The sequence below is a fragment of the Neisseria sp. P0014.S002 genome (assembly GCF_051958295.1).
Taxonomy (GTDB): domain Bacteria; phylum Pseudomonadota; class Gammaproteobacteria; order Burkholderiales; family Neisseriaceae; genus Neisseria; species Neisseria flavescens_B.
Window position 1 is genome coordinate 21579 of record NZ_JBQCVO010000010.1, and the last position, 20788, is coordinate 42366.

The window sequence follows — 20788 nt, forward strand, 5'->3', positions numbered from 1 at the left end:
CAACAAGCAATAAAACAGAATTTATGGTTTCAGACGGCCTAAAGGTCCGAATCAACAGGCCGTCTGAAACCCCAAAACCAAAAAAATAATAGATTTAGGAGAACCGACATGACTGCCAACCAACGTTACCGCAAAGCTTTGCCCGGTACGGATTTGGAATATTACGACGCACGTCAGGCGTGTGAAGACATCAAACCAGGCTCTTACGATAAGCTGCCTTACACAAGCCGTATCTTGGCTGAGAACTTGGTCAACCGCGCAGACAAAGTCGACCTGTCTACGCTGCAAAGCTGGCTGGGCCAGCTGATTGAGGGAAAACAGGAAATCGACTTTCCTTGGTATCCGGCACGCGTGGTGTGTCACGATATTCTGGGTCAGACAGCGTTGGTGGATTTGGCAGGCTTGCGCGATGCGATTGCAGAAAAAGGCGGCGATCCTTCCAAAGTGAATCCTGTGGTGCAAACCCAGCTCATCGTCGACCACTCTTTGGCCGTTGAATGCGGCGGCTACGATCCTGATGCCTTCCGCAAAAACCGCGAAATCGAAGATCGACGTAACGAAGACCGTTTCCACTTCATCAACTGGACAAAAACCGCTTTTGAAAATGTGGACGTGATTCCTGCGGGCAACGGCATTATGCACCAAATCAACTTGGAAAAAATGTCGCCGGTTGTCCAAGTCAAAAACGGTGTAGCGTTCCCTGATACCTGTGTCGGTACAGATTCACATACGCCGCACGTCGATTCACTGGGCGTGATTTCCGTAGGCGTGGGCGGTTTGGAAGCCGAAACCGTAATGTTGGGTCGTGCATCCATGATGCGTCTGCCTGATATTGTCGGCGTTGAGCTGACCGGCAAACGCCAACCGGGCATTACTGCCACCGACATCGTGTTGGCACTGACCGAATTCTTGCGTAAAGAGCGCGTGGTTGGCGCATTTGTCGAATTTTTCGGTGAGGGCGCAAGAAGCCTGTCTATCGGCGACCGTGCCACTATTTCCAACATGACCCCTGAGTTCGGTGCGACTGCCGCGATGTTCGCTATTGATGAGCAAACCATTGATTATTTGAAACTGACCGGTCGTGACGACGCGCAAGTGAAATTGGTAGAAATCTACGCCAAAACCGCAGGCTTGTGGGCAGATGCCTTGAAAACCGCCGTTTATCCTCGCGTTTTGAAATTTGATTTGAGCAGCGTAACGCGCAATATGGCAGGCCCAAGTAACCCGCATGCCCGTTTTGCGACTGCCGATTTGGCCAGCAAAGGCTTGGCTAAACCTTACGAAGAGCCTTCAGACGGCCAAATGCCTGACGGTGCAGTGATTATTGCCGCGATTACTTCGTGCACCAATACTTCCAATCCGCGCAACGTTGTCGCCGCCGCGCTGTTGGCACGCAATGCCAACCGTCTTGGCTTGCAACGCAAACCTTGGGTGAAATCTTCGTTTGCCCCGGGTTCAAAAGTAGCCGAAATCTATTTGAAAGAAGCAGGCCTGCTGCCTGAAATGGAAAAACTCGGCTTCGGTATCGTTGCCTTCGCATGTACCACCTGTAACGGCATGAGCGGCGCGCTGGATCCGAAAATCCAGCAGGAAATCATCGACCGCGATTTGTACGCTACCGCCGTATTGTCAGGCAACCGAAACTTCGACGGCCGTATCCATCCGTATGCAAAACAGGCTTTCCTCGCTTCGCCTCCGTTGGTCGTTGCCTACGCGCTGGCAGGCAGCATCCGTTTTGATATTGAAAACGACGTACTCGGCGTTGCAGACGGCAAAGAAATCCGCCTGAAAGATATTTGGCCTACCGACGAAGAAATCGATGCCATCGTTGCCGAATATGTGAAACCGCAACAATTTCGCGACGTTTATATCCCGATGTTCGATACCGGCACAGCGCAAAAAGCACCAAGCCCACTGTACGACTGGCGTCCAATGTCCACCTATATCCGCCGCCCACCTTACTGGGAAGGCGCGCTGGCAGGGGAACGCACATTAAGAGGTATGCGTCCGCTGGCGATTTTGCCCGACAACATCACCACTGACCATCTCTCGCCATCCAATGCGATTTTGGCCAGCAGTGCCGCAGGCGAATATTTGGCGAAAATGGGTTTGCCTGAAGAAGACTTCAACTCTTACGCAACCCACCGCGGCGACCACTTGACTGCCCAACGCGCAACCTTCGCCAATCCGAAACTGTTTAACGAAATGGTGAGAAACGAAGACGGCACCGTACGCCAAGGCTCGCTTGCTCGTGTTGAACCTGAAGGCCAAGTGATGCGTATGTGGGAAGCCATCGAAACCTATATGAACCGTAAACAGCCGCTCATCATCATTGCCGGTGCGGACTACGGTCAAGGTTCAAGCCGCGACTGGGCTGCAAAAGGCGTACGCCTCGCCGGCGTGGAAGCGATTGTTGCCGAAGGCTTCGAGCGTATCCACCGTACCAACTTAATCGGTATGGGCGTATTGCCGCTGCAGTTCAAACCAGGTACCAACCGCCACACCCTGCAACTGGATGGTACGGAAACCTACGACGTTGTCGGCGAACGCAGACCGCGCTGCGACCTGACCCTCGTGATTCACCGTAAAAACGGCGAAACCGTCGAAGTTCCGGTGACCTGCCGCCTCGATACCGCAGAAGAAGTGTTGGTATATGAAGCCGGTGGCGTGTTGCAACGTTTCGCACAAGACTTCTTAGAAGGAAATGCAGCGTAAGGTAAATCGGGTATCGTCAAAATGCCCAGGCTACGCTCAAAAAGGTTTTCAGACGGCCTCGAATGTTTGAGAGGCCGTCTGAAAAAACCATACTAAAAATACAAAGGAGAACCCGAAATGCCGCAAATTAAAATTCCAGCCGTTTACTACCGCGGTGGTACATCTAAAGGCATTTTCTTCAAACGTACCGATCTGCCGGCTGCTGCGCAGGAAGCAGGCGAGGCACGCGACAAAATCCTCTTGCGCGTACTCGGCAGCCCCGACCCTTACGGCAAACAGATTGACGGTTTGGGTAACGCCAGTTCGTCCACCAGTAAAGCCGTGATTTTGGACAAATCCGAACGCGCCGATCACGATGTCGATTATTTGTTCGGACAAGTTTCCATCGACAAACCTTTTGTCGATTGGAGCGGCAACTGCGGTAATCTGACCGCCGCCGTGGGCGCATTTGCCATCGAACAAGGCTTGGTCGATAAATCCAAAATCCCTTCAGACGGCCTGTGTACCGTCAAAATCTGGCAGAAAAACATCGGCAAAACCATTATTGCCCATGTACCGATGCAAAACGGCGCAGTTTTGGAAACAGGCAATTTTGAGCTTGACGGCGTAACGTTTCCGGCAGCCGAAGTGCAAATCGAATTTCTGGATCCGGCCGATGGCGAAGGCAGTATGTTCCCGACCGGCAATTTGGTCGATGAAATTGATGTGCCGAATATAGGCCGTCTGAAAGCCACGCTTATCAATGCCGGCATTCCAACCATTTTCTTGAATGCCGCAGATTTGGGCTACACAGGCAAAGAGTTGCAAGACGACATCAATAACGATGCCGCAGCTCTGGAAAAATTTGAAACCATCCGCGCGTATGGCGCGCTGAAAATGGGCTTGATCAGCGACGTATCCGAAGCTGCCACCCGCGCCCATACTCCGAAAGTTGCTTTTGTCGCCCCTGCGGCCGATTACACCGCCTCAAGCGGAAAAACCGTCAAAGCTGCCGACATCGACTTATTGGTACGCGCGCTGAGCATGGGCAAATTGCACCACGCCATGATGGGCACCGCTTCAGTTGCCATCGCTACCGCCGCCGCCGTGCCCGGAACGCTGGTCAACCTTGCAGCCGGAGGCGGAGCGCGTAAAGAAGTCCGTTTCGGTCATCCGTCAGGCACACTGCGTGTCGGTGCCGCCGCCGAATGTCAGGACGGACAATGGACGGCCACCAAAGCGGTCATGAGCCGTAGCGCACGCGTGATTATGGAAGGACAAGTCCGAGTGCCGGAAGATTGCTTTTAAGTTTTCAGACGGCCGCAGCATTAAACAAGGCCGTCTGAAAACCAAATAAGCAGATTTTAGTCGGGTAGCGATACCTGCAATGGAGATTAGGATTGGGCATTAAGCCTGACTAAACACCAAACCAAAGGCAAACTGGAAAGCTCTCAAATGTTTTTGCTCTTTTCAGACGGCCTGAAACCAAAAAAACAATCAAAAATTCAAAGGAGAAACACCATGTCCAACCAACTCATTCTTGTTCTGAACTGCGGCAGCTCTTCACTCAAAGGCGCCGTTATCGACCGTAAAAACGGTAAAGTTCTCTTAAGCTGTCTCGGCGAACGTTTGGGTACGCCCGAAGCAGTCATTACATTCAGCAAAGACGGTAAAAAATGCCAAACAGCCTTGACCGGCCGTAACGACCACGCCGGTGCGGTGGGTATGCTGTTGAAAGAACTTGAAAAACACGGCCTGCACGACCGCATTAAAGCCATCGGCCACCGCATCGCCCACGGCGGCGAAAAATACAGTGAGTCTGTTTTGATCGACCAAGCAGTAATGGACGAACTCAATGCCTGCATTCCGCTCGCTCCGCTGCATAACCCTGCCAATATCAACGGCATTTTGGCTGCGCAAGAGCACTTCCCAGGGCTGCCCAATGTCGGCGTGATGGATACCTCGTTCCACCAAACCATGCCGGAGCGTGCCTACACTTATGCCGTTCCGCGCGAATTGCGTAAAAAATACGCTTTCCGCCGCTACGGTTTCCACGGTACCAGTATGCGTTACGTTGCCCCTGAAGCAGCACGCATCTTGGGCAAACCGTTGGAAGACATCCGCATGATTATTGCCCACTTAGGCAACGGCGCATCCATTACCGCCATCAAAAACGGCAAATCCGTTGACACCAGTATGGGCTTCACACCGATCGAAGGCTTGGTAATGGGTACGCGCTGCGGCGATATCGACCCGGGCGTATACAGCTATCTGACTTCACACGCCGGTTTGGATGTTGCCCAAGTTGATGAAATGCTGAACAAAAAATCAGGTTTGCTCGGTATTTCCGAACTCTCCAACGACTGCCGTTCTTTGGAAATCGCTGCGGATGAAGGCCATGAAGGCGCACGTTTGGCTCTGGAAGTAATGACTTACCGCCTTGCCAAATACATTGCTTCGATGGCTGTGGCTTGTGGCGGCGTTGACGCACTCGTGTTCACCGGCGGTATCGGTGAAAACTCGCGTAACATCCGTGCCAAAACCGTTTCCTATCTTGATTTCTTGGGTCTGCACATCGACACCAAAGCCAATATGGAAAAACGCTACGGCAATTCAGGTATTATCAGCCCGACCGATTCTTCTCCGGCTGTCTTGGTGGTGCCAACCAATGAAGAGCTGATGATTGCCCACGATACTGCTCAGTTGGCCGGCTTTATGGAAGAAGCAGGCTAGGGCGGAGATTCCCCTAGATCATAAACAATAAAAAGTGCGGATTCATCATCCGCACTTTTTTAATTACATCTCAATCAAGCCACTTGGGTTTGATGTTCGTCGCCGTTGCGCTCACGAATTGCGCCCAAACGGTAAACGGTTTCACCTTGTTCGCTCAAGAATGCTTGTACTGCATCGGCATCTTCTTTAGCAATGATAACAACCATGCCGATACCGCAGTTAAATGTACGGTACATTTCTTGGGTTTCCACATTGCCTGCTTTTTGCAGCCATTGGAACAGTTTAGGTAATTCCCACGCTTTGGCATCGATTTGTGCGACGGTATTTTCAGGCAAAACACGAGGTACGTTTTCGGTAATGCCGCCGCCGGTAATGTGAGCCATACCTTTAATAGTGAATTTTTCCAAAGCGGCCAGGATAGGTTTCACATACAGACGGGTAGGGGCGATGATGGCTTCGCGCAGGGTTTTGCCGTTGTCGAATTCCGCATCCAAATTAGGATTGTCGCGCTCGATGATTTTGCGTACCAAAGAGTAGCCGTTGGAGTGTGCGCCGTTGGAAGCCAAGCCCAAAACAACGTCTCCGGCCTGAATACTGCGGCCGTTGATGACGCGTTCTTTTTCAACCACGCCGACGGCAAAACCGGCCAAGTCGTATTCGCCTTCGGGATACATGCCCGGCATTTCGGCAGTTTCACCGCCAATCAAAGCGCAACCGGATTCTTCGCAGCCTTGGGCAATGCCTTTAATCACATCAGTCGCGCGGGCAACATCCAGCTTGCCGCAAGCAAAATAGTCCAAGAAGAACAAAGGTTCTGCACCTTGAACCAAAATATCGTTGACGCTCATGGCAACCAAATCGATGCCGACGGTATCGTGTTTGTCCCAGTCGAATGCCAGTTTCAGCTTGGTGCCGACGCCGTCCGTACCGGAAACCAATACCGGATTTTTGTATTTTTTGCCAATTTCGACCAAAGCGCCGAAACCGCCCAAATCACCCAACACTTCAGGGCGCATAGTACGCTTGGCAAAAGGTTTGATGTTTTCGACCAGTTGATCGCCTGCGTCGATATCCACGCCTGCGTCACGATAGCTCAAAGAAGTGCTCATTGGATTTCCTTATTCGGGTATGGGTAGATTGTCGGAGCGTATTTTATCTTAAATTCGAGGATTCAGGCTGAATTTTTTTGGCATTATTGTCAACAATTTTTATTTTATCTTAATAGCCGTCGCGCGTTCAGACGGCCTTTGTGAATCTGTTATACTGCTTATTTATTTTGAAAACCTTAAGCATCAACTGGGGAACACCTTTTTATGTATCAAAAGAAAACGCGCGGCGCAAAACCGTGGATTATTATGGCTTGCGTCATCGCAGCCTTTATTTGGCTTTTATATGCTTTGGGCGATGTTTTGACGCCGTTTATTGTGGCCGCCGTTTTGGCCTATGTTTTGAATCCATTGGTCGAGTGGCTGCAATTGAAGCGTATCCGTCGCGCGCCGGCCTCTATGATTATTATGGCACTGGCTTTGCTGATATTGCTGTCGTTGGTGCTGATTATCGTACCTATGTTGTTGAACCAGTTTAATAATTTGGCCGAACGCCTGCCGCAAATCGTGGGCTTTGTTCAAAACAAACTGCTGCCATGGCTCAACAGCGTCAGCGGGGATTATATTCAAATCGATCAAAAATCAATCATCGCATGGTTGCAGTCGCATACGGATGAGTTGAGCAATACGCTTAAAGCATGGATTCCGACCTTGATGCGTCAAAGCGGCAACATCATCAGCGGCGTCAGCAATTTGGTGTTACTGCCTTTGCTGCTGTATTACTTCTTGTTGGATTGGAAACGTTGGTCTTCCGGAATCAGCAAATTGGTTCCACGCCGTTTTATCGAGACCTACACGCGTATCAGCGGCAATATGGACGAAGTTTTGGGCGAGTTTCTGCGCGGCCAGCTGATGGTTATGATGATTATGGGCTTGGTCTATGGCTTGGGCTTGATGCTGGTCGGTTTGGATTCCGGCTTTGCCATCGGTATGATTGCCGGTATTTTGGTATTTATTCCGTATTTGGGTGCATTTACCGGCCTTTTGCTGGCAACAGTTGCCGCACTTTTGCAATATGGCTCATGGCAGGGCTTGTTGATGGTCTGGGCTGTATTCGGTGTCGGACAATTCTTGGAAAGCTTTTTCATTACGCCCAAAATCGTCGGCGATCGCATTGGTTTGTCTCCGTTCTGGGTGATTTTCTCATTGATGGCTTTCGGGCAACTGATGGGTTTTGTCGGTATGCTTGCCGGCCTGCCGCTTGCCACTGTGACGCTGGTTTTATTGCGTGAAGGCGCATCTGCCTATTTCGGCAGCCATTTCTACAAACATAAATAAATCGATAATATTAAGGCCGTCTGAAATCTAAGTTTCAGACGGCCATTGATAACAAAGGAAGTCTATATGTTAGCCATTATCGGCGGCAGCGGTTTGACCAAACTGCCGGAACTCGAAATTACTGAACGAAAAATCGTGCGTACCCCATACGGCTTAACCAGCAGCCCTATTTTGTTCGGCAGGTTGGGGCGCTTGGATATTGTTTTCCTTGCCCGACACGGCTTCAGCCATACCATCGCGCCGCATGAAATCAACTACCGCGCCAATATCTGGGCGTTGCACTCTTTAGGCGTTGCAAACATCATTGCCATTTCTTCAGTCGTCGGTATCAATCCTGATTTTGAAAACGGCAGTTTGGTGTTGCCGGACGATTTGATCGACTATACCTATGGCCGTAAAGATACTTTTTTTGAAGGTCAAGAATGCCCGGTTGTCCATACCGATTTTTTCAACCCTTATTGCGATGAATTACGACAAGAATTGTTGAATATCACTCAAGCGCACAATGTACCGATTTACGATTCCGCCGTTTATGGCTGCCTGCAAGGCCCGCGCCGTCCAACCCGTGCCGAAATTACCCGTTATCGCCGTGACGGCGTAGATGTACTCGGTATGACCGGTATGCCCGAAGCTGTTTTAACCAGAGAGTTGAAAATGGCCTATGCCCACTTTTGCAGCGTCAGCAGCATTGATTGCTTTGATAATGGAAAAGGAAATGACGGCTGTAACGAACAGGTTTCTATGACAATGACCAAAATCCGACAATTACTGAATGGTTTGTAACTGATAATGCCGTCTGAAATGATGTTTTCAGACGGCATCGTTTTATTTAAGAAGCTGTTTCCCGCGCCCAATGGGGCAGGGAGGCTTTTTGTTTGCGGAACGAGGCAAGTTTCATACCCCGACATTTTTCAAAAATCAATTCAACCCCGCTTTGCAGCTGCAAAATTAAATTGGTATGCGTTTCCGTTTTAATAAAGTCAATATTGCGTTGCACCAAGCGCTGAATGACAGCATATACATCAAGGCAGCCATTTGCAAAAAACCACGGATTCAACTTTACCCAACGGCCGCCGCTTAATGCAACATCAGGCTGAAAATCAGCACGAATCTGTGTCAAACGATTGTCGGAGAAATGCAGTTCAATGTCGCCATAAAGCCAAATATTCCAGCCTTTTTGCACCAACAAGCCTTTAGGGACGCAATCAGGCGCAGGAAACATCTGCAAAATAGACTCTGCAGATTGTCCGATTTCCAAATAGTCAAATCGGCCAGTATACAAAAAATCATAAATATCAACGGCAATAGGAAAGTGGTAACGCATGGCAATAACCATAGAAAAGCAATTAACCAAGCTATCTTAAACTTAAAATATAATGAAATCAATTCTTATTACTATTTATTCAATATAAGAAAGGCCGTCTGGAATTTCAGACGGCCTTGTAGCTTTGATTTAAACCAATATTGGTTTACTCAGCCTTTAAATCAGCCACGCATTGCTTATCGCGTGCCTCAAAAGCTTCCGCGCCACCCAAGAGCTTGAGTTGCTCCTCAGGGCTGATTTTGCCGAAGTTTCGGATTTGCTCGTCAGAGAGTTTGCTTAAAGGCTGATCCCACATGCAGACACAATAGTCTTGAGCCAATTTCTCGTTTTGCGCATCCAAACCTTTTGCCTTCAAATCAGCTTGCCATTTTTCGGCAAAAGGAATGTTTTTCACACAAGATTCCACCACATTTTGTTTCATCTGCGGCTTGTTCATCGCGCATTGTGAGAGCAGGGCGGTCAGAGCCAGCAAAGACAAAATAATCCATGCCCAAATGCGGATGGTGCGGATTTTTGCCTTGGCTTTCTTTCTGGCCGCCAGTTGCTCTTCAGACGGCCTTTCCGTTTGTTGCTCAGTCATGCAGGCTTTCCATGCGGATCATGGTGATTGGAGCATCCACGCAGCTCAGAGCTTCAATCGCTGCAATAGCGCGTTTGACGTTGTGCTCCACTGTGGTGTGGGTCAGAATCACGATTTCAGCAGTGCTTTGATTAATCACGCCTTTTTGAATCAGAGCCTCGATAGAAACATTTTCTTTGGCCAAGAGTGCGGCAATTTGACCCAAAGTGCCCGGTTCGTCAGTTGCTTGAACGCGCAGATAGTAGCTGCTGGTAATTTCATCCATAGGCAGAATATTTTGCGCTTGAACTTGTGAAGGCTGGAATGCCAAGTGAGGAACACGATGGTCAGTTTCCGCTTCAATCAGGCGGGCAATATCAATGATGTCGGCAACCACGGCAGAGGCAGTCGGCAATGCACCGGCACCTGCACCGTAATACAAGGTTTCACCAACCATATCGGCATTGATACGGACAGCATTCATCACGCCATTAACGTTAGCCAGCAGACGGCTTTCAGGAATCAGAGTAGGGTGTACACGCAACTCAATGCCTTTGTCGGTTTTACGGGTAATACCCAACAATTTGATGCGATAGCCAAACTCTTCAGCATATTTGATATCGCGACTATCGAGTTTGCTGATGCCTTCCAAATAGCAGGCAGAGAAGTTCATCGGGGTACCGAATGCCAATGCGCTCATGATGGTGATTTTATGGCCAGCATCATGACCTTCAATATCAAAAGTAGGGTCAGCTTCTGCATAGCCCAAAGCCTGAGCTTCTTTCAATACGTCTGCAAACGCGCTGCCTTTTTCACGCATTTCAGTAAGAATAAAGTTGCTGGTACCATTAATAATACCGGCGATACTGCGGATTTGGTTCGCAGCCAAGCCTTCTCGCAAAGCCTTGATAATAGGGATACCGCCGGCAACAGCAGCTTCAAACTGCACCATGACATTTTTTTCTTCCGCCAAAGGGAAAATTTCATTGCCGTATTCAGCCAACAGTTTTTTATTGGCAGTAACAATGTGTTTGCCGTTTTCAATTGCTTTCAAAACCGCATCTTTGGCAATACCGGTACCGCCAAACAATTCCACAACAACATCAACATCTTGATGTTGCACCAGCTCAAACGGATCTTTGATAAAAGCAGCATTCGGGCAAATTTGTTTGGCTTTTTCTTCGCTCAAATCACAAACAGCAGAAATACGGACTTCACGTCCCAAGCGGCGGCTGATTTCCGCAGCGTTGTCCTGCAATACAGTGGCCGTACCACCACCGACTGTACCCAAACCTAAAAGACCGATATTTACTGGCTTCATTGTGTCTCCTTTTGAGCCGATACTTTAAAATAATCACGAAAAACCAAGGCTTGTTATAATCGCTTGCAATCGTAAATTCAGAGCAAAGCATCAATGCACAAGGTCAAACATTGAATCCTACCTGATATTGCTTGATTTTGCACCTTTTTTTGCAAGTTTCCCAAGGCCGTCTGAAAAATCGTTCTTCCATAAAAACAGGAATTGCCATGAAAATCACAGAAAACCATATCGATGAAGCAGCATCATTTTTTTCATCCTCACAAGGCATATTGCAAATCGGCGAACAAACATACTCAGAACCCATTTGCTGGCAAGATGGCAAAGTGAGCATCATTCCTCAAACAACCATCGAAGAATTAAACGAACAAATTTTTATATCAGCAATTGAAACAGCAGAAAACCGTCCAGAAGTCATTATTATAGGTACAGGAGCAAAACAACAATTTCTGCATCCTAAAATTGCCGTAGCCTTATCAGCCTACGGAATCGGCTTCGAATGCATGAACACAGCCTCAGCTTGCCGAACTTTAGTTTTACTGCAAGGAGAAGGCCGAAGCACATGGGCTTGGTTGTGGCCATAATTTGTAGAAAAAACTATTGCATCATACTAGTCTAAGTTCGCATAATTTATATTATGTTAAATTAATAATGCTAGTATTTTAGCCTGTTAAATCCAGTTTATTCTAGTTGTACAATCACTTACAGAATTCAAATATAAAAGGCCATCTGAAGAATTTCAGACGGCCTTCTCTTTATCAATATCCATGAAACCAATTCAGATCACAGTTTTATTCCAAAGCATGATTAAATTTCTTTGATAGAATTTTAGATAGCCCTATTCATTGACTACCACCACTTTCCCAAATCCGTACGCGCTTTGCAAAAAACGGTGGGCTTCGGGAACTTGTTCCAATGTAAACACACGTTCAATTAAGATTTTCACATTAAATTGCCAGATCACATATATATTACCTAGCTGCCCTGTATTGCAGATGATGCCGTGTTCGTTGATGTGGGTGAAAGAATCACACAAAGTTGCCAGCCCGACCAATTCCAGAATTTTGTCATAGTTTTGGGTTTTGGTCGGTTTGTAGTTTGCCATCGGCTTTAGTAATCACTTCGTCAAATCCGACCGCTTGCAAATGGGTAGCTTTGGCAGGATTACGCGTTTCCAAATCGGTATGAATGGGGTAAATTTGCTCGTTTGACAGCAACACATATTCGGCGTAGCTGCCGTCAAAGGTGCGCCCCATTTCTCTCCCATAATAGAAGACAACCTTTTGTCCGACCGCCAGTGCAGGTGTGGAACTTTGCACCACTTCGCCTACACATTCAGCGCGGAAATTGGACAGACGGCGATTTACCTTCACGCGTGAAAATCTCGGAATGGTTGATGCCGAAGCCTTTGATTTTTACGGCTTTCATAATACCCCCCTAAGAATCTGATGCTTTCAGGTAGCCTACTGCCAATTTTACTTTCCTAACAACCCATTTTTCTCCAAATAATCCCGCGCTACGTTTTCCGCGCTTTCGCCTTGCACTTTCACGCGGTAGTTCATCTCGCTCATTTCCTCTTCGCTAATTTTTCCCGCAAGTCGGTTAAGTGCGGTCACAATTTGAGGATTTTTTTCAGCAAATTCTACTTTCATCAGCGGTGCGCCCTGATAGGCGGGGAACAGGGAAATATCATCTTTCAACAAGCGCAATCGATATTGTTTTAATTCTGCATCGGTGGAAAAGGCTTCCACTAGGTCGATTTTGTCATTCAACAATGCCGTATAGCGTAAGGCAGGTTCCAAGCTAACAATATGTTTTAGCGTGATACCGGCTGCCTGCATGCCTTTATAGCCATCCGCTCGGTCGACAAATTCCAGTGAGAAACCTGCTCGGATATCGGGCGCTACCTGCTTCAAGTCGCTGATTGTCTTCAGTTGGTGCGATGCACCGTAGCTTTCTTTGACTGCCAACGCATAAGTGTTCTGATAAGACATTGGTGGCAGAAACTCCAACTGATATTGTTCCGCCAATAATTGTTTGCCCCGTTGATAGGTTTCATCTGGCGATAGATGGCGGTTCTTCTGTTCAGTTGGTACTTGTACTAAGGCTTCCAGCACTGTACCGGTGAATTCAGGATAAATATCAATTTCGCCACTATTCAGTGCGCTAAACAGGAAAGTAGTTTTGCCAAAATTAGGTTTGACTGTGACTTTCACGTTCGAATTCTCATGTTCAATCAATAACTTATACATGTTAATCAGAATATCCGGCTCACTCCCCATTTTGCCGGCAACCACCACGTTTTTTGTAGCAGGTGTAAATGAAATCTGCGACATACCGAGTGCGCCGAAGCCCACCGCCAATGCAAGAATAATCGCCAACTTGCGTCGCGATTTCTGCAATAGCCCGATAATGCCGCTTACGCCGACAGCCAGTAATGCGGAGAGCAATGCGCCGGTAAACGTCATTGTCATGTTGTTGCGGTCAATGCCGAGCAGAATCAGGTTACCCAAGCCGCCTGCGCCAATTAGCGCCGCCAGAGTTGCCGTGCCGACAATCAGCACTGCCGCCGTGCGAATGCCTGAAATCATGGCAGGCAAAGCCATCGGCAGCTCAATCCGCCACAATGATTGCCAGCGCGATAGTCCGAATGCAGTGTATGCATCTTGAATCGATTGGTCGATTTGGGTCAGCCCCAAATAGGTATTTTGAAAAATCGGCAACAATGCGTATAGCGTGAGTGCAATCAAGACGGGCGGCGAACCGATACCGACAAACGGAATCAGCAAACCCAGCAGCGCCAAAGACGGAATGGTTTGCAATATATTGGTGAACTGTAATACCACTTCCGCTGCCCGCTGTCTGCGCGCAAACAATACGGCGGCAGGCACCGCAATTGCCACTGCCGCGAGCAAAGCCAGTCCGGAAAGCCATAAATGTGTGAGCAGCATTTGCCAGAGTTCTTCAAGGGTAACGTTTAGGGATGAGAGCATAGTTTTAATTGTTATGGTTAGTATGTTGAATAATAGATGTTTATGTTTGCTTTACAGCAAAGGTGTTAGCGCCTTGAAAGAGGTTTCAGACGGTCTTCACCATCATAACACTGCCCTTCTCACAGCTTCCTGTCCCTGTTTATCCAACCGTAAGAATTGGTGGATGATGCGTTCGGCATCGGGTGCATCGGCGGTGGAAAACAGCGATTGCACATAATCATTTGCCGGCTGCTTTTTGATTTCTTCAGGTGTGCCGATTTGTACCAGTTTGCCGTTATGCATTACACCGATACGGTAAGCGAGTTTGGCGGCTTCCTGCATATCATGGGTAACAAAAACGATAGTGGTGTCAAATTTTTGGTGAATCATAGCAATTTGGTCTTGCAGCACGGTGCGCACCAGCGGGTCAAGTGCTGAAAACGGTTCGTCCATCAGCAGAACTTGGGGCTTGGCTGCAATGGCTCGCAAAATACCGATGCGCTGCTGTTCACCGCCGGAAAGTTCGTGCGGATAGCGGTCGCGGTAGTGCGCAGGGTCAAGTTCCACCAGCTCCAATAATTCATTCACACGCGTTTTGCGTTCTGCTTTCGGCCAGCCCAGTACGTCAGGCATGAGTTCGATATTTTCCGCGACGGTCATGGTGGGAAAAAGCGCGATTTGCTGCAATACGTAACCAATTTGGTGGCGGAGCTGGCGGATGTCGTAGTCTTTAATCCGTTTCCCGTGCAGATAAACGTTGCCATCAGTCGGTTCAATTAGCGCGTTAATCATGCGTAAAGTGGTAGATTTGCCGCTGCCCGAGCCACCTACCAACACGAAAAATTCACCCTGATAAATGGTCAAATCCAAATCGCGCACAGCATATTTGCCGTCATAATGCTTGCCTGTGCCACGAAATTCGATAAATGGGATGGGGTTGTTTTGCATGGATGTGATTCCTGTATTAAGCAGGCTGATTTTTTGGTTTGCAGGCTGCCTGAAAGCAGAGCTTCAACGAAGTTAAACCCTCAATCCGTCTTCGCGACTGCAATCATCTCTTGCTGTCGCGCCACAATTTTTGCCGCCATTTCCAAAAACAACTTTTGTTCGTCTGCCGACAAAGCCGACAAAGCCGTTTGGTTGATGGCTTTGGCAATTTCCGTAGACTGCTGTTGCAAGGCACGAGCTTGCTCCGTCAGCATAATCAGGCGGCTGCGTGCATCGTCGGGATTCGGTTCGCGCGTAATCAGCCCGTCGCGCTCCATCCGCGCCAAGGTGTTGGCAATCGTTGCCTGCTTCAAATCAGCGCGTTCCACCAATTCCTGCTGGCTCAAACCGTCTTTCTGCCACAGTTCCAGCAATATCGGAAATTGCGCGGGGGCGATGCCCAAAGGCTTTAAACCTTCGCCCAATAAAATGGCAAATTGGCGGGCAATGTGGTTCATCAGATAGCCTGCCGATTCAGTTTTGAAAACTTCGTTCACTTTGTTTCCTTTAAAATCAGATTGTTGCGGATTATATCACAACTATAGCTTGCTATCTTAAATCATAGCACGCTATAGTTGTTGCAACTCGATAGCTTGCTATCTAAACGCTTTCAGACGACCTATCTTAAATGTTCAAGAACGCTTATGAACTGCAATACTTTAAAGAAGGTTTTCCTATCTGCAAGCCATACCGAAATTCGACTAACCCTTTATTCAAGAGAAAGCATCATGAAACCCGACACTTTGCAAAGCTACGGCTCAACAACCCGCTTCCTGCATTGGACAATGGCAGCTTGCTACCTGTTTATGTTCGCTACCGCCATTGCGTGGAATATCGACGAAAACCTGAAATTTCTAATCAATCCGCACAAAGCAGTCGGAATCCTGCTGCTGATATTGTCTGTTTGGCGCGTAGGGAGGGGAATCCGCCAACGTAAAAACCGCCCCACCAACACCGCCGTCACCAAATTGGGGCATTGGGCGATGTATGCCCTGATGCTCGCTGTTCCCGCCGCAGGCATTGCCCGTCAAATCGGCAATGGCGGAGAAATTCACAGCATGCTGGCATTTTCATTGCTGTTTTTGTCGCTAGGACACATTGGAATGGTTGCCTACCACTACATCAAAGGCGAATCCGTGTTGCCTCGAATGCTCGGAAAATCTTAATATCCTATACAAACAAGGAGTTACTGATATGAATACTCGTAAAAAAACCATCATCGCCGCTGTTACTGCTGCTGTTTTGCTTTGTGTTGCAGGCTGCACCGCCAAAGCGGAACAATGGCGCGCACAACGCGAAGCCATGCAGAACAGCGTTGTACTCATCAACACCTTTGAAGTGCCGCAGGGCAAAGAAGCCGAAACTTTGGCTGCTTGGCAGAAATCACGCGATTTCCTGAAAACTCAGCCGGGCTACATCGGCACACGTCTGCATCAAAATATTGACCCGAACGGCAAATACCATTTCGTCAATGTTGCCCGTTGGCGCAGTGCGGAAGAATTTAAAGCCGCTACCGCCAAAATGCGCCAAGCCCTGCCGGACAACATGCCGGAGGGCGTAACTGCCAGCCCGGGTTTGTTTAAAGTGATCGAAAGTGATATGACGCACGGCTTCGGTAGATGCGGCGGCAAGTGGGGTAAGTAAGCGGCGGAGCTGTGCGCCAAAATAAAAAGCAGCCGATGTGCTTGCCGTATTAAAAGCCGCACAAATTAACGGCAAAGTAGATTTGCTCGGCTTTTCAGACGGTGCTTATACCGCCCTCACCTTTGCCGCCGCTTATCCCGAACAGGCTGCCGAAATTATTGCCATCAGTACCGGCGAATGGAAACGTGGTTTTATTCAAGGTGGTGGAAATAAACGTGCAAGTTATGAACAAATCCGCCAGTTAGATCCAAGCTATTGGGAAATGCAACAAACCATTCGCCCCAACCCACAACAAACGGCAGCATGGTTTGACAATGCACAGAAAAATTATGACAACACCCAAGTTGGCAAAGAGACGTTCGGTAAGCTCCAATCGCCGGTGTTGTTTGTGGTTGGTGAAGACGATACCAATGCACCCTTGGATACGGTCATCAATGCCTATCGTATGACTCAGAATGCCAATTTAGCCGTTATCCCTAATGCGCTACATCCGGTATTTGTCTTGAACTTCCCGGCTGTTTGGACTATAGTCGAACCATATTTGAATAACAAATAATGAAAGGAAAACAAAATGCTTAAATTATTTACTTTACCTGGTGAAGGTAAAATTCGCAGTTCATCACCTTTCGCTTGGAAAACTGAAGCGATGCTGCGTTTATCCGGCTTAGATTTCGAAAAAGAATATGTTGCCGATCTCAGCAAAATGCCTAAAGGCAAAGTTCCGGTATTGCAAGATGGCGAGAAGTTGATCCCTGATAGCTCTCTCATTCAGCGTTATCTAACCGAAACCTACGGCATTGATTTAGATAAACATTTAACGCCTGAACAAAAAGCGATTGCTGAAGCCTTTCGCCGTATGACAGAAGAACATTTATATTGGATGGTCGTATATAACCGTTTTGTCGATCCTCTCAGCAAACCATTTATGATGAAGGCAATGTTTGATGGCATGCCGACCGAACAAGCCGAAGCGATTTTTGCTGTGTTACAGGAAAACGCGAAAAAAGAAATGTACGGACATGGTATCGGAAGACACACGCAATCCGATATTTACGCCTTCGGAAAAGGAGATTTAGATGCCATTAGCAACTACTTAGGCACAAAATCCTACTTTTTCGGCGAAGAATTAACCTCCGTTGATGTGTCCATCGTGCCTGTTGTTGCAAACCTGATTCTTACCCCCATCGACACTGAAATTGCGCTATATGCAAGAACCAAAGCAAATTTAGTCGCCTATATTGAACGTTTCGATCGGGCAGTATTTGGAGAATAAAGCAAGAAATCAAAGGCCGTCTGAAAATTCAGACGGCTTTTTTATGTGAAAGTGCGGTCAGGTTTTCAGGTATTTTTACAAATTCTCTTTAAAAGATGACCGCTTATCAATCTAGCCTCACAGTCTCTCCGTCTTCCGGAACGTTCACACGGCTTTCAATGCCTTGACCGCGTATAAATTTACGCATATCGGCGCGGCTGACGGCGGTATGATTCACGGTATCCATGTGTACGGTGATGATTTTGGCTTTAGGCATGACTTGGCTGGCTTTTAATACATCAGCCGTCCCCATGATAATGCCGTCTGAAATGCCTGAAATCAGCGCGTAGCCCGTGTTCATAATCAGATAATCGGGTTTGTAGCGGTTCAATGCTTTGTTTACATCTGCCGTCCACACAGTATCACCCATAATATAAGCGGTTTTGTGTCCGTTGCTTTGGAATACCACACCCATTGCATCACCTAAGATTTCGGCTAGCTGAGGGTTGGCATACATGGCTTCTGTACCATGTACGCCGCCGGTTTTGCTGATGGTTACGCCGTTGAAGACAGCGCTGCCGTTCAACACGCGTACATCAGTAAAGCCTTGGCTGCGGATTTTTGCCGCGTCGGCTTGGTGCTGCACATATACGGGCAGGTTTTTCGGAATGGAACGTGCGGCGGTTTCGTCCCAATGGTCTTCGTGAGTATGGGTAACGATAACTGCATCCACACCGTCCAAAATTTTATTCACGCTCATCGGCAGCCCGACCAGCGGCATTTTGGCTTGGCTGTTGAACGAGCCGGCAAAACCGTTCATGGAGTGCTTGGGTGCGAAAAACGGGTCAACCAAAAACGTCTGTCCTGCGTATTCGACCTTGGCGGTAGCATTACGGATATGTTGGTATGAATCCTCTGCCCAAGCAGAAAAGGCAGTTGCACTTAAAACGACTGAAAGAATAAATTGCTTTAATTTCATGATATTGCTCCTTAGAAAATCATGGAGCGTATTTTAAGCTGCAAGTGTATCGGCTAAAATAGGCAATATTGCCAATAAACGTAAGGATAGTGCCAAAATGTCGTCTGAAAACGAGCGTAATGAGTTTCGCCAAAATCAAACTGTCCCAAAAATCGTGCTATATGCTCAATCGGGCATGAATGATTTTGTCTTCAACATTCCCTTTTCTGTTTTTCAGACGACCTATCGGGACAATCCACTCTTTGACCTGAAAATCTGTTCCGATGACAGCAAAGACGTCATCACGGCACTGGGCGCAAGCATTCCCGTACACGGCGGCTTGGATTTGACGGAAGAAGCCGACATCATCGTCATCGCAGGCTGGCGCAATATTGAAGAAGCCCCGACACCTGAGTTGAGCGCACATTTACAGAAAGCAGTACAACGTGGTGCGCATATCACCTCCCTATGTTACGGCACTTACGCCCTTGCCTACACAGGACTTTTAGACGGCAGAATCGCCGCGACCCACTGGCTGGCCGAAGACGACTTTGTCCGCCGTTTCCCTAAAATTCATCTGGATACCAACCGCCTATATGCGGAAGACGGCAACTTTTTAACATCGGCAGGTGCGGCGGGCGGGCTGGATTGCTGCCTGTACCTCATCCGCAAAATCCACGGTGCAACCGTTGCCAACGACCTTGCCCGTACCTTGGTTGCGGCACCACACCGCGAAGGCGGGCAGGCACAGTTTATCCACCGACCTGTCGAACGTCGTACCGCCGATGACAAAATCAATCACTTATTGGACGAACTGCGCCAAAACCTTGCGACCCCATACCGCTTGGACGATTTGGCAAAAAAATTAGCCGTTTCCCGTCGTACCTTTATCCGCCATTTTTCTCAAGCCACAGGCATGAATTTCGGTGAATGGTTCACCACAGAGCGGCTATGGCAGGCGCAGGATTTGTTGGAAAATACGGATTTGCCGATAGAACGCATCGCCGAACAAAGCGGCTTCGGCAGCGCGGCAAACCTACGTTTGCAGTTCAAAGCCAAGTTTAAAATCAATCCGAATGCTTGGCGGAAAGTATTTAGCAGATAGCTAAACACAATACCCCCCTCTATGTGCAGGCTGCTTTTGAGGCCGTCTGAAACCCTAAAAAGCAGCCTGCACCCCAACAAAACAAGGACTTACCATGACTATCCTCCAAGCCGAAAACCTATCTTTCGCCTTCGGGCACGTCGCGCTGCTCGACAAAGCGTCTTTCCAACTGGCCGCGGGCGACAAAGTCGGCCTGATCGGGCGAAACGGCGCGGGCAAATCCAGCCTGCTAAAAATCCTCGCCGGCGTGCAAAAGCCCGACGACGGCCAGCTCATCCTGCAAAACGGGCTGAAAACCGTGTATGTGCCGCAGGAGAGCTTTTTCGACGGCGCGGCCACCGTGTTCGACATCGTGTCCGAAGGGCTGGGCAGCCTGCGCGATGTGCTGCGGCGTTGCCACGAAATCGGCCGCGAGCTGGCGAACGAGCAAAACGACAGCCTTATCAAAGAATTGAACGAACTGCAAAACCAAATCGAAGCGCAAAACGGCTGGCGGTTCGATGCGCTGGTGAGCCAGACCATCGGCGAGCTGGGGCTGCCTGAAAACGAAAAAATCGCCAATCTGTCCGGCGGGTAGAAAAAGCGCGTCGCGCTGGCGCAGGCGTGGGTACAGAAGCCCGACATCCTGCTGCTGGACGAGCCGACCAACGATTTGGACATCGACACGCAGGAATTGCTGGAAGAACTGCTGCGCGACTACGCCGGTACCGTGTTCCTCATCAGCCACGACCGTATGTTTTTGGATAACGTGATTACTCAAAGCATTGTATTTGAAGGAGAAGGCCGTCTGAAAGAATACATCGGCGGCTATCAGGACTATGCCGATGCCAAAGCGAGCGAAGAGAAAGTGCAGGCTGC

21 protein-coding genes and 1 pseudogene are annotated in these 20788 nt (G+C 48.6%); 12 read left to right on the top strand and 10 right to left on the bottom strand.

What is annotated here, in order from left to right:
* Positions 1 to 108 precede the first annotated feature (108 nt).
* From acnD to ACTHSX_RS09290, 3 genes are all read left to right on the top strand, one after another.
* Positions 109 to 2715 (top strand): Fe/S-dependent 2-methylisocitrate dehydratase AcnD, encoded by a 2607-nt coding sequence (gene acnD, locus ACTHSX_RS09280; protein ID WP_440377474.1) that lies wholly within the window; start codon positions 109 to 111, stop codon positions 2713 to 2715.
* A 117-nt stretch (positions 2716 to 2832) separates the two neighbouring features.
* A complete protein-coding gene (gene prpF, locus ACTHSX_RS09285; protein ID WP_440377475.1) occupies positions 2833 to 4002 on the top strand; it encodes a 2-methylaconitate cis-trans isomerase PrpF in 1170 nt (389 codons plus the stop codon).
* 213 nt (positions 4003 to 4215) lie between these two features.
* Positions 4216 to 5427, top strand: a complete 1212-nt coding sequence (locus ACTHSX_RS09290; protein WP_311457626.1) for an acetate kinase — start codon at positions 4216 to 4218, stop codon at positions 5425 to 5427.
* A gap of 74 nt (positions 5428 to 5501) precedes the next feature.
* Here ACTHSX_RS09290 and purM read toward each other — a convergent pair whose 3' ends face one another.
* Positions 5502 to 6536 (bottom strand): phosphoribosylformylglycinamidine cyclo-ligase, encoded by a 1035-nt coding sequence (gene purM, locus ACTHSX_RS09295; RefSeq protein WP_314460774.1) that lies wholly within the window; start codon positions 6534 to 6536, stop codon positions 5502 to 5504.
* A gap of 204 nt (positions 6537 to 6740) precedes the next feature.
* Here purM and ACTHSX_RS09300 point away from each other — a divergent pair, with 204 nt between their 5' ends.
* The gene (locus ACTHSX_RS09300; RefSeq protein WP_440377476.1) at positions 6741 to 7811 is read left to right on the top strand and encodes an AI-2E family transporter; all 1071 of its coding nucleotides are present in this window, start codon (positions 6741 to 6743) and stop codon (positions 7809 to 7811) included.
* Between the two features lie 66 nt (positions 7812 to 7877).
* A complete protein-coding gene (locus ACTHSX_RS09305) occupies positions 7878 to 8594 on the top strand; it encodes an S-methyl-5'-thioinosine phosphorylase (RefSeq protein ID WP_440377477.1) in 717 nt (238 codons plus the stop codon).
* Between the two features lie 46 nt (positions 8595 to 8640).
* Here the strand turns inward: ACTHSX_RS09305 and ACTHSX_RS09310 are convergent, their stop codons facing one another.
* The 3 genes from ACTHSX_RS09310 to ACTHSX_RS09320 form a co-directional block, all read right to left on the bottom strand.
* The gene (locus ACTHSX_RS09310) at positions 8641 to 9135 is read right to left on the bottom strand and encodes a hypothetical protein (RefSeq protein ID WP_223168681.1); all 495 of its coding nucleotides are present in this window, start codon (positions 9133 to 9135) and stop codon (positions 8641 to 8643) included.
* Between the two features lie 145 nt (positions 9136 to 9280).
* Complete coding sequence (locus ACTHSX_RS09315) at positions 9281 to 9715, bottom strand: hypothetical protein (RefSeq protein ID WP_049322347.1); 435 nt, start codon at positions 9713 to 9715, stop codon at positions 9281 to 9283.
* Complete coding sequence (locus ACTHSX_RS09320) at positions 9708 to 11015, bottom strand: homoserine dehydrogenase (protein WP_440377478.1); 1308 nt, start codon at positions 11013 to 11015, stop codon at positions 9708 to 9710. Before ACTHSX_RS09320 ends, ACTHSX_RS09315 begins: the two co-directional genes overlap by 8 nt.
* Before the next feature lie 206 nt (positions 11016 to 11221).
* On the opposite strand from ACTHSX_RS09320, the gene ACTHSX_RS09325 reads away from it, so the two are divergent.
* The gene (locus ACTHSX_RS09325; protein ID WP_440377479.1) at positions 11222 to 11596 is read left to right on the top strand and encodes an Mth938-like domain-containing protein; all 375 of its coding nucleotides are present in this window, start codon (positions 11222 to 11224) and stop codon (positions 11594 to 11596) included.
* A 254-nt stretch (positions 11597 to 11850) separates the two neighbouring features.
* Here ACTHSX_RS09325 and ACTHSX_RS09330 read toward each other — a convergent pair whose 3' ends face one another.
* The 5 genes from ACTHSX_RS09330 to ACTHSX_RS09350 form a co-directional block, all read right to left on the bottom strand.
* Positions 11851 to 12117: a zinc-binding dehydrogenase gene (locus ACTHSX_RS09330; protein WP_440377480.1), complete on the bottom strand. Its 267-nt coding sequence runs from the start codon at positions 12115 to 12117 to the stop codon at positions 11851 to 11853.
* Entirely contained in the window at positions 12080 to 12331 is a 252-nt protein-coding gene (locus ACTHSX_RS09335; RefSeq protein WP_440377481.1) for a hypothetical protein, read from the bottom strand. The genes ACTHSX_RS09330 and ACTHSX_RS09335 overlap by 38 nt, the downstream gene beginning before the upstream one ends.
* Before the next feature lie 156 nt (positions 12332 to 12487).
* On the bottom strand, positions 12488 to 14005 hold the full coding sequence (locus ACTHSX_RS09340; RefSeq protein WP_440377482.1) for an ABC transporter permease/substrate-binding protein: 1518 nt from the start codon (positions 14003 to 14005) through the stop codon (positions 12488 to 12490).
* A gap of 102 nt (positions 14006 to 14107) precedes the next feature.
* Positions 14108 to 14932: an ABC transporter ATP-binding protein gene (locus tag ACTHSX_RS09345; RefSeq protein WP_440377483.1), complete on the bottom strand. Its 825-nt coding sequence runs from the start codon at positions 14930 to 14932 to the stop codon at positions 14108 to 14110.
* Between the two features lie 80 nt (positions 14933 to 15012).
* Positions 15013 to 15468 (bottom strand): MarR family winged helix-turn-helix transcriptional regulator, encoded by a 456-nt coding sequence (locus tag ACTHSX_RS09350; RefSeq protein ID WP_440377484.1) that lies wholly within the window; start codon positions 15466 to 15468, stop codon positions 15013 to 15015.
* A gap of 231 nt (positions 15469 to 15699) precedes the next feature.
* On the opposite strand from ACTHSX_RS09350, the gene ACTHSX_RS09355 reads away from it, so the two are divergent.
* Genes ACTHSX_RS09355 through ACTHSX_RS09370 form a run of 4 tightly spaced genes read left to right on the top strand, consistent with a single transcriptional unit; the run spans position 15700 to position 17888 of the window.
* Positions 15700 to 16137 carry a cytochrome b gene (locus tag ACTHSX_RS09355; RefSeq protein ID WP_440377485.1) on the top strand — a complete coding sequence of 146 codons (438 nt, stop codon included), beginning with the start codon at positions 15700 to 15702 and terminating at the stop codon, positions 16135 to 16137.
* 28 nt (positions 16138 to 16165) lie between these two features.
* Entirely contained in the window at positions 16166 to 16615 is a 450-nt protein-coding gene (locus ACTHSX_RS09360) for an antibiotic biosynthesis monooxygenase family protein (RefSeq protein ID WP_440377486.1), read from the top strand.
* Positions 16616 to 16652: 37 nt separating this feature from the next.
* Complete coding sequence (locus ACTHSX_RS09365) at positions 16653 to 17171, top strand: alpha/beta fold hydrolase (RefSeq protein WP_440377487.1); 519 nt, start codon at positions 16653 to 16655, stop codon at positions 17169 to 17171.
* 15 nt (positions 17172 to 17186) lie between these two features.
* Positions 17187 to 17888, top strand: coding sequence for a glutathione S-transferase family protein (locus tag ACTHSX_RS09370; protein WP_159068464.1), 702 nt, complete (start codon positions 17187 to 17189; stop codon positions 17886 to 17888).
* A 106-nt stretch (positions 17889 to 17994) separates the two neighbouring features.
* On the opposite strand, the gene ACTHSX_RS09375 is transcribed toward ACTHSX_RS09370, so the two are convergent.
* Positions 17995 to 18846: an MBL fold metallo-hydrolase gene (locus ACTHSX_RS09375; RefSeq protein ID WP_440377488.1), complete on the bottom strand. Its 852-nt coding sequence runs from the start codon at positions 18844 to 18846 to the stop codon at positions 17995 to 17997.
* A gap of 97 nt (positions 18847 to 18943) precedes the next feature.
* Between ACTHSX_RS09375 and ACTHSX_RS09380 the strand changes: the two genes are divergently transcribed.
* Positions 18944 to 19930, top strand: coding sequence for a GlxA family transcriptional regulator (locus ACTHSX_RS09380; protein ID WP_440377489.1), 987 nt, complete (start codon positions 18944 to 18946; stop codon positions 19928 to 19930).
* A 94-nt stretch (positions 19931 to 20024) separates the two neighbouring features.
* Positions 20025 to 20786: pseudogene (locus ACTHSX_RS09385) on the top strand (ATP-binding cassette domain-containing protein); the annotation flags it as partial.
* Positions 20787 to 20788 lie beyond the last annotated feature (2 nt).

Bases quoted from the DNA above. Each gene is read 5' to 3' on its own strand.
- ACTHSX_RS09305 (WP_440377477.1), top strand. From the start codon at position 7,878: ATGTTAGCCATTATCGGCGGCAGCGGTTTGACCAAACTGCCGGAACTC.
- ACTHSX_RS09315 (WP_049322347.1), bottom strand. From the start codon at position 9,715: ATGACTGAGCAACAAACGGAAAGGCCGTCTGAAGAGCAACTGGCGGCC.
- ACTHSX_RS09380 (WP_440377489.1), top strand. From the start codon at position 18,944: ATGTCGTCTGAAAACGAGCGTAATGAGTTTCGCCAAAATCAAACTGTC.
- ACTHSX_RS09355 (WP_440377485.1), top strand. From the start codon at position 15,700: ATGAAACCCGACACTTTGCAAAGCTACGGCTCAACAACCCGCTTCCTG.
- ACTHSX_RS09325 (WP_440377479.1), top strand. From the start codon at position 11,222: ATGAAAATCACAGAAAACCATATCGATGAAGCAGCATCATTTTTTTCA.
- ACTHSX_RS09375 (WP_440377488.1), bottom strand. From the start codon at position 18,846: ATGAAATTAAAGCAATTTATTCTTTCAGTCGTTTTAAGTGCAACTGCC.
- prpF (WP_440377475.1), top strand. From the start codon at position 2,833: ATGCCGCAAATTAAAATTCCAGCCGTTTACTACCGCGGTGGTACATCT.
- purM (WP_314460774.1), bottom strand. From the start codon at position 6,536: ATGAGCACTTCTTTGAGCTATCGTGACGCAGGCGTGGATATCGACGCA.
- ACTHSX_RS09370 (WP_159068464.1), top strand. From the start codon at position 17,187: ATGCTTAAATTATTTACTTTACCTGGTGAAGGTAAAATTCGCAGTTCA.
- ACTHSX_RS09300 (WP_440377476.1), top strand. From the start codon at position 6,741: ATGTATCAAAAGAAAACGCGCGGCGCAAAACCGTGGATTATTATGGCT.
- ACTHSX_RS09310 (WP_223168681.1), bottom strand. From the start codon at position 9,135: ATGCGTTACCACTTTCCTATTGCCGTTGATATTTATGATTTTTTGTAT.
- ACTHSX_RS09360 (WP_440377486.1), top strand. From the start codon at position 16,166: ATGAATACTCGTAAAAAAACCATCATCGCCGCTGTTACTGCTGCTGTT.
- ACTHSX_RS09340 (WP_440377482.1), bottom strand. From the start codon at position 14,005: ATGCTCTCATCCCTAAACGTTACCCTTGAAGAACTCTGGCAAATGCTG.
- ACTHSX_RS09290 (WP_311457626.1), top strand. From the start codon at position 4,216: ATGTCCAACCAACTCATTCTTGTTCTGAACTGCGGCAGCTCTTCACTC.
- acnD (WP_440377474.1), top strand. From the start codon at position 109: ATGACTGCCAACCAACGTTACCGCAAAGCTTTGCCCGGTACGGATTTG.
- ACTHSX_RS09320 (WP_440377478.1), bottom strand. From the start codon at position 11,015: ATGAAGCCAGTAAATATCGGTCTTTTAGGTTTGGGTACAGTCGGTGGT.
- ACTHSX_RS09345 (WP_440377483.1), bottom strand. From the start codon at position 14,932: ATGCAAAACAACCCCATCCCATTTATCGAATTTCGTGGCACAGGCAAG.
- ACTHSX_RS09330 (WP_440377480.1), bottom strand. From the start codon at position 12,117: ATGGCAAACTACAAACCGACCAAAACCCAAAACTATGACAAAATTCTG.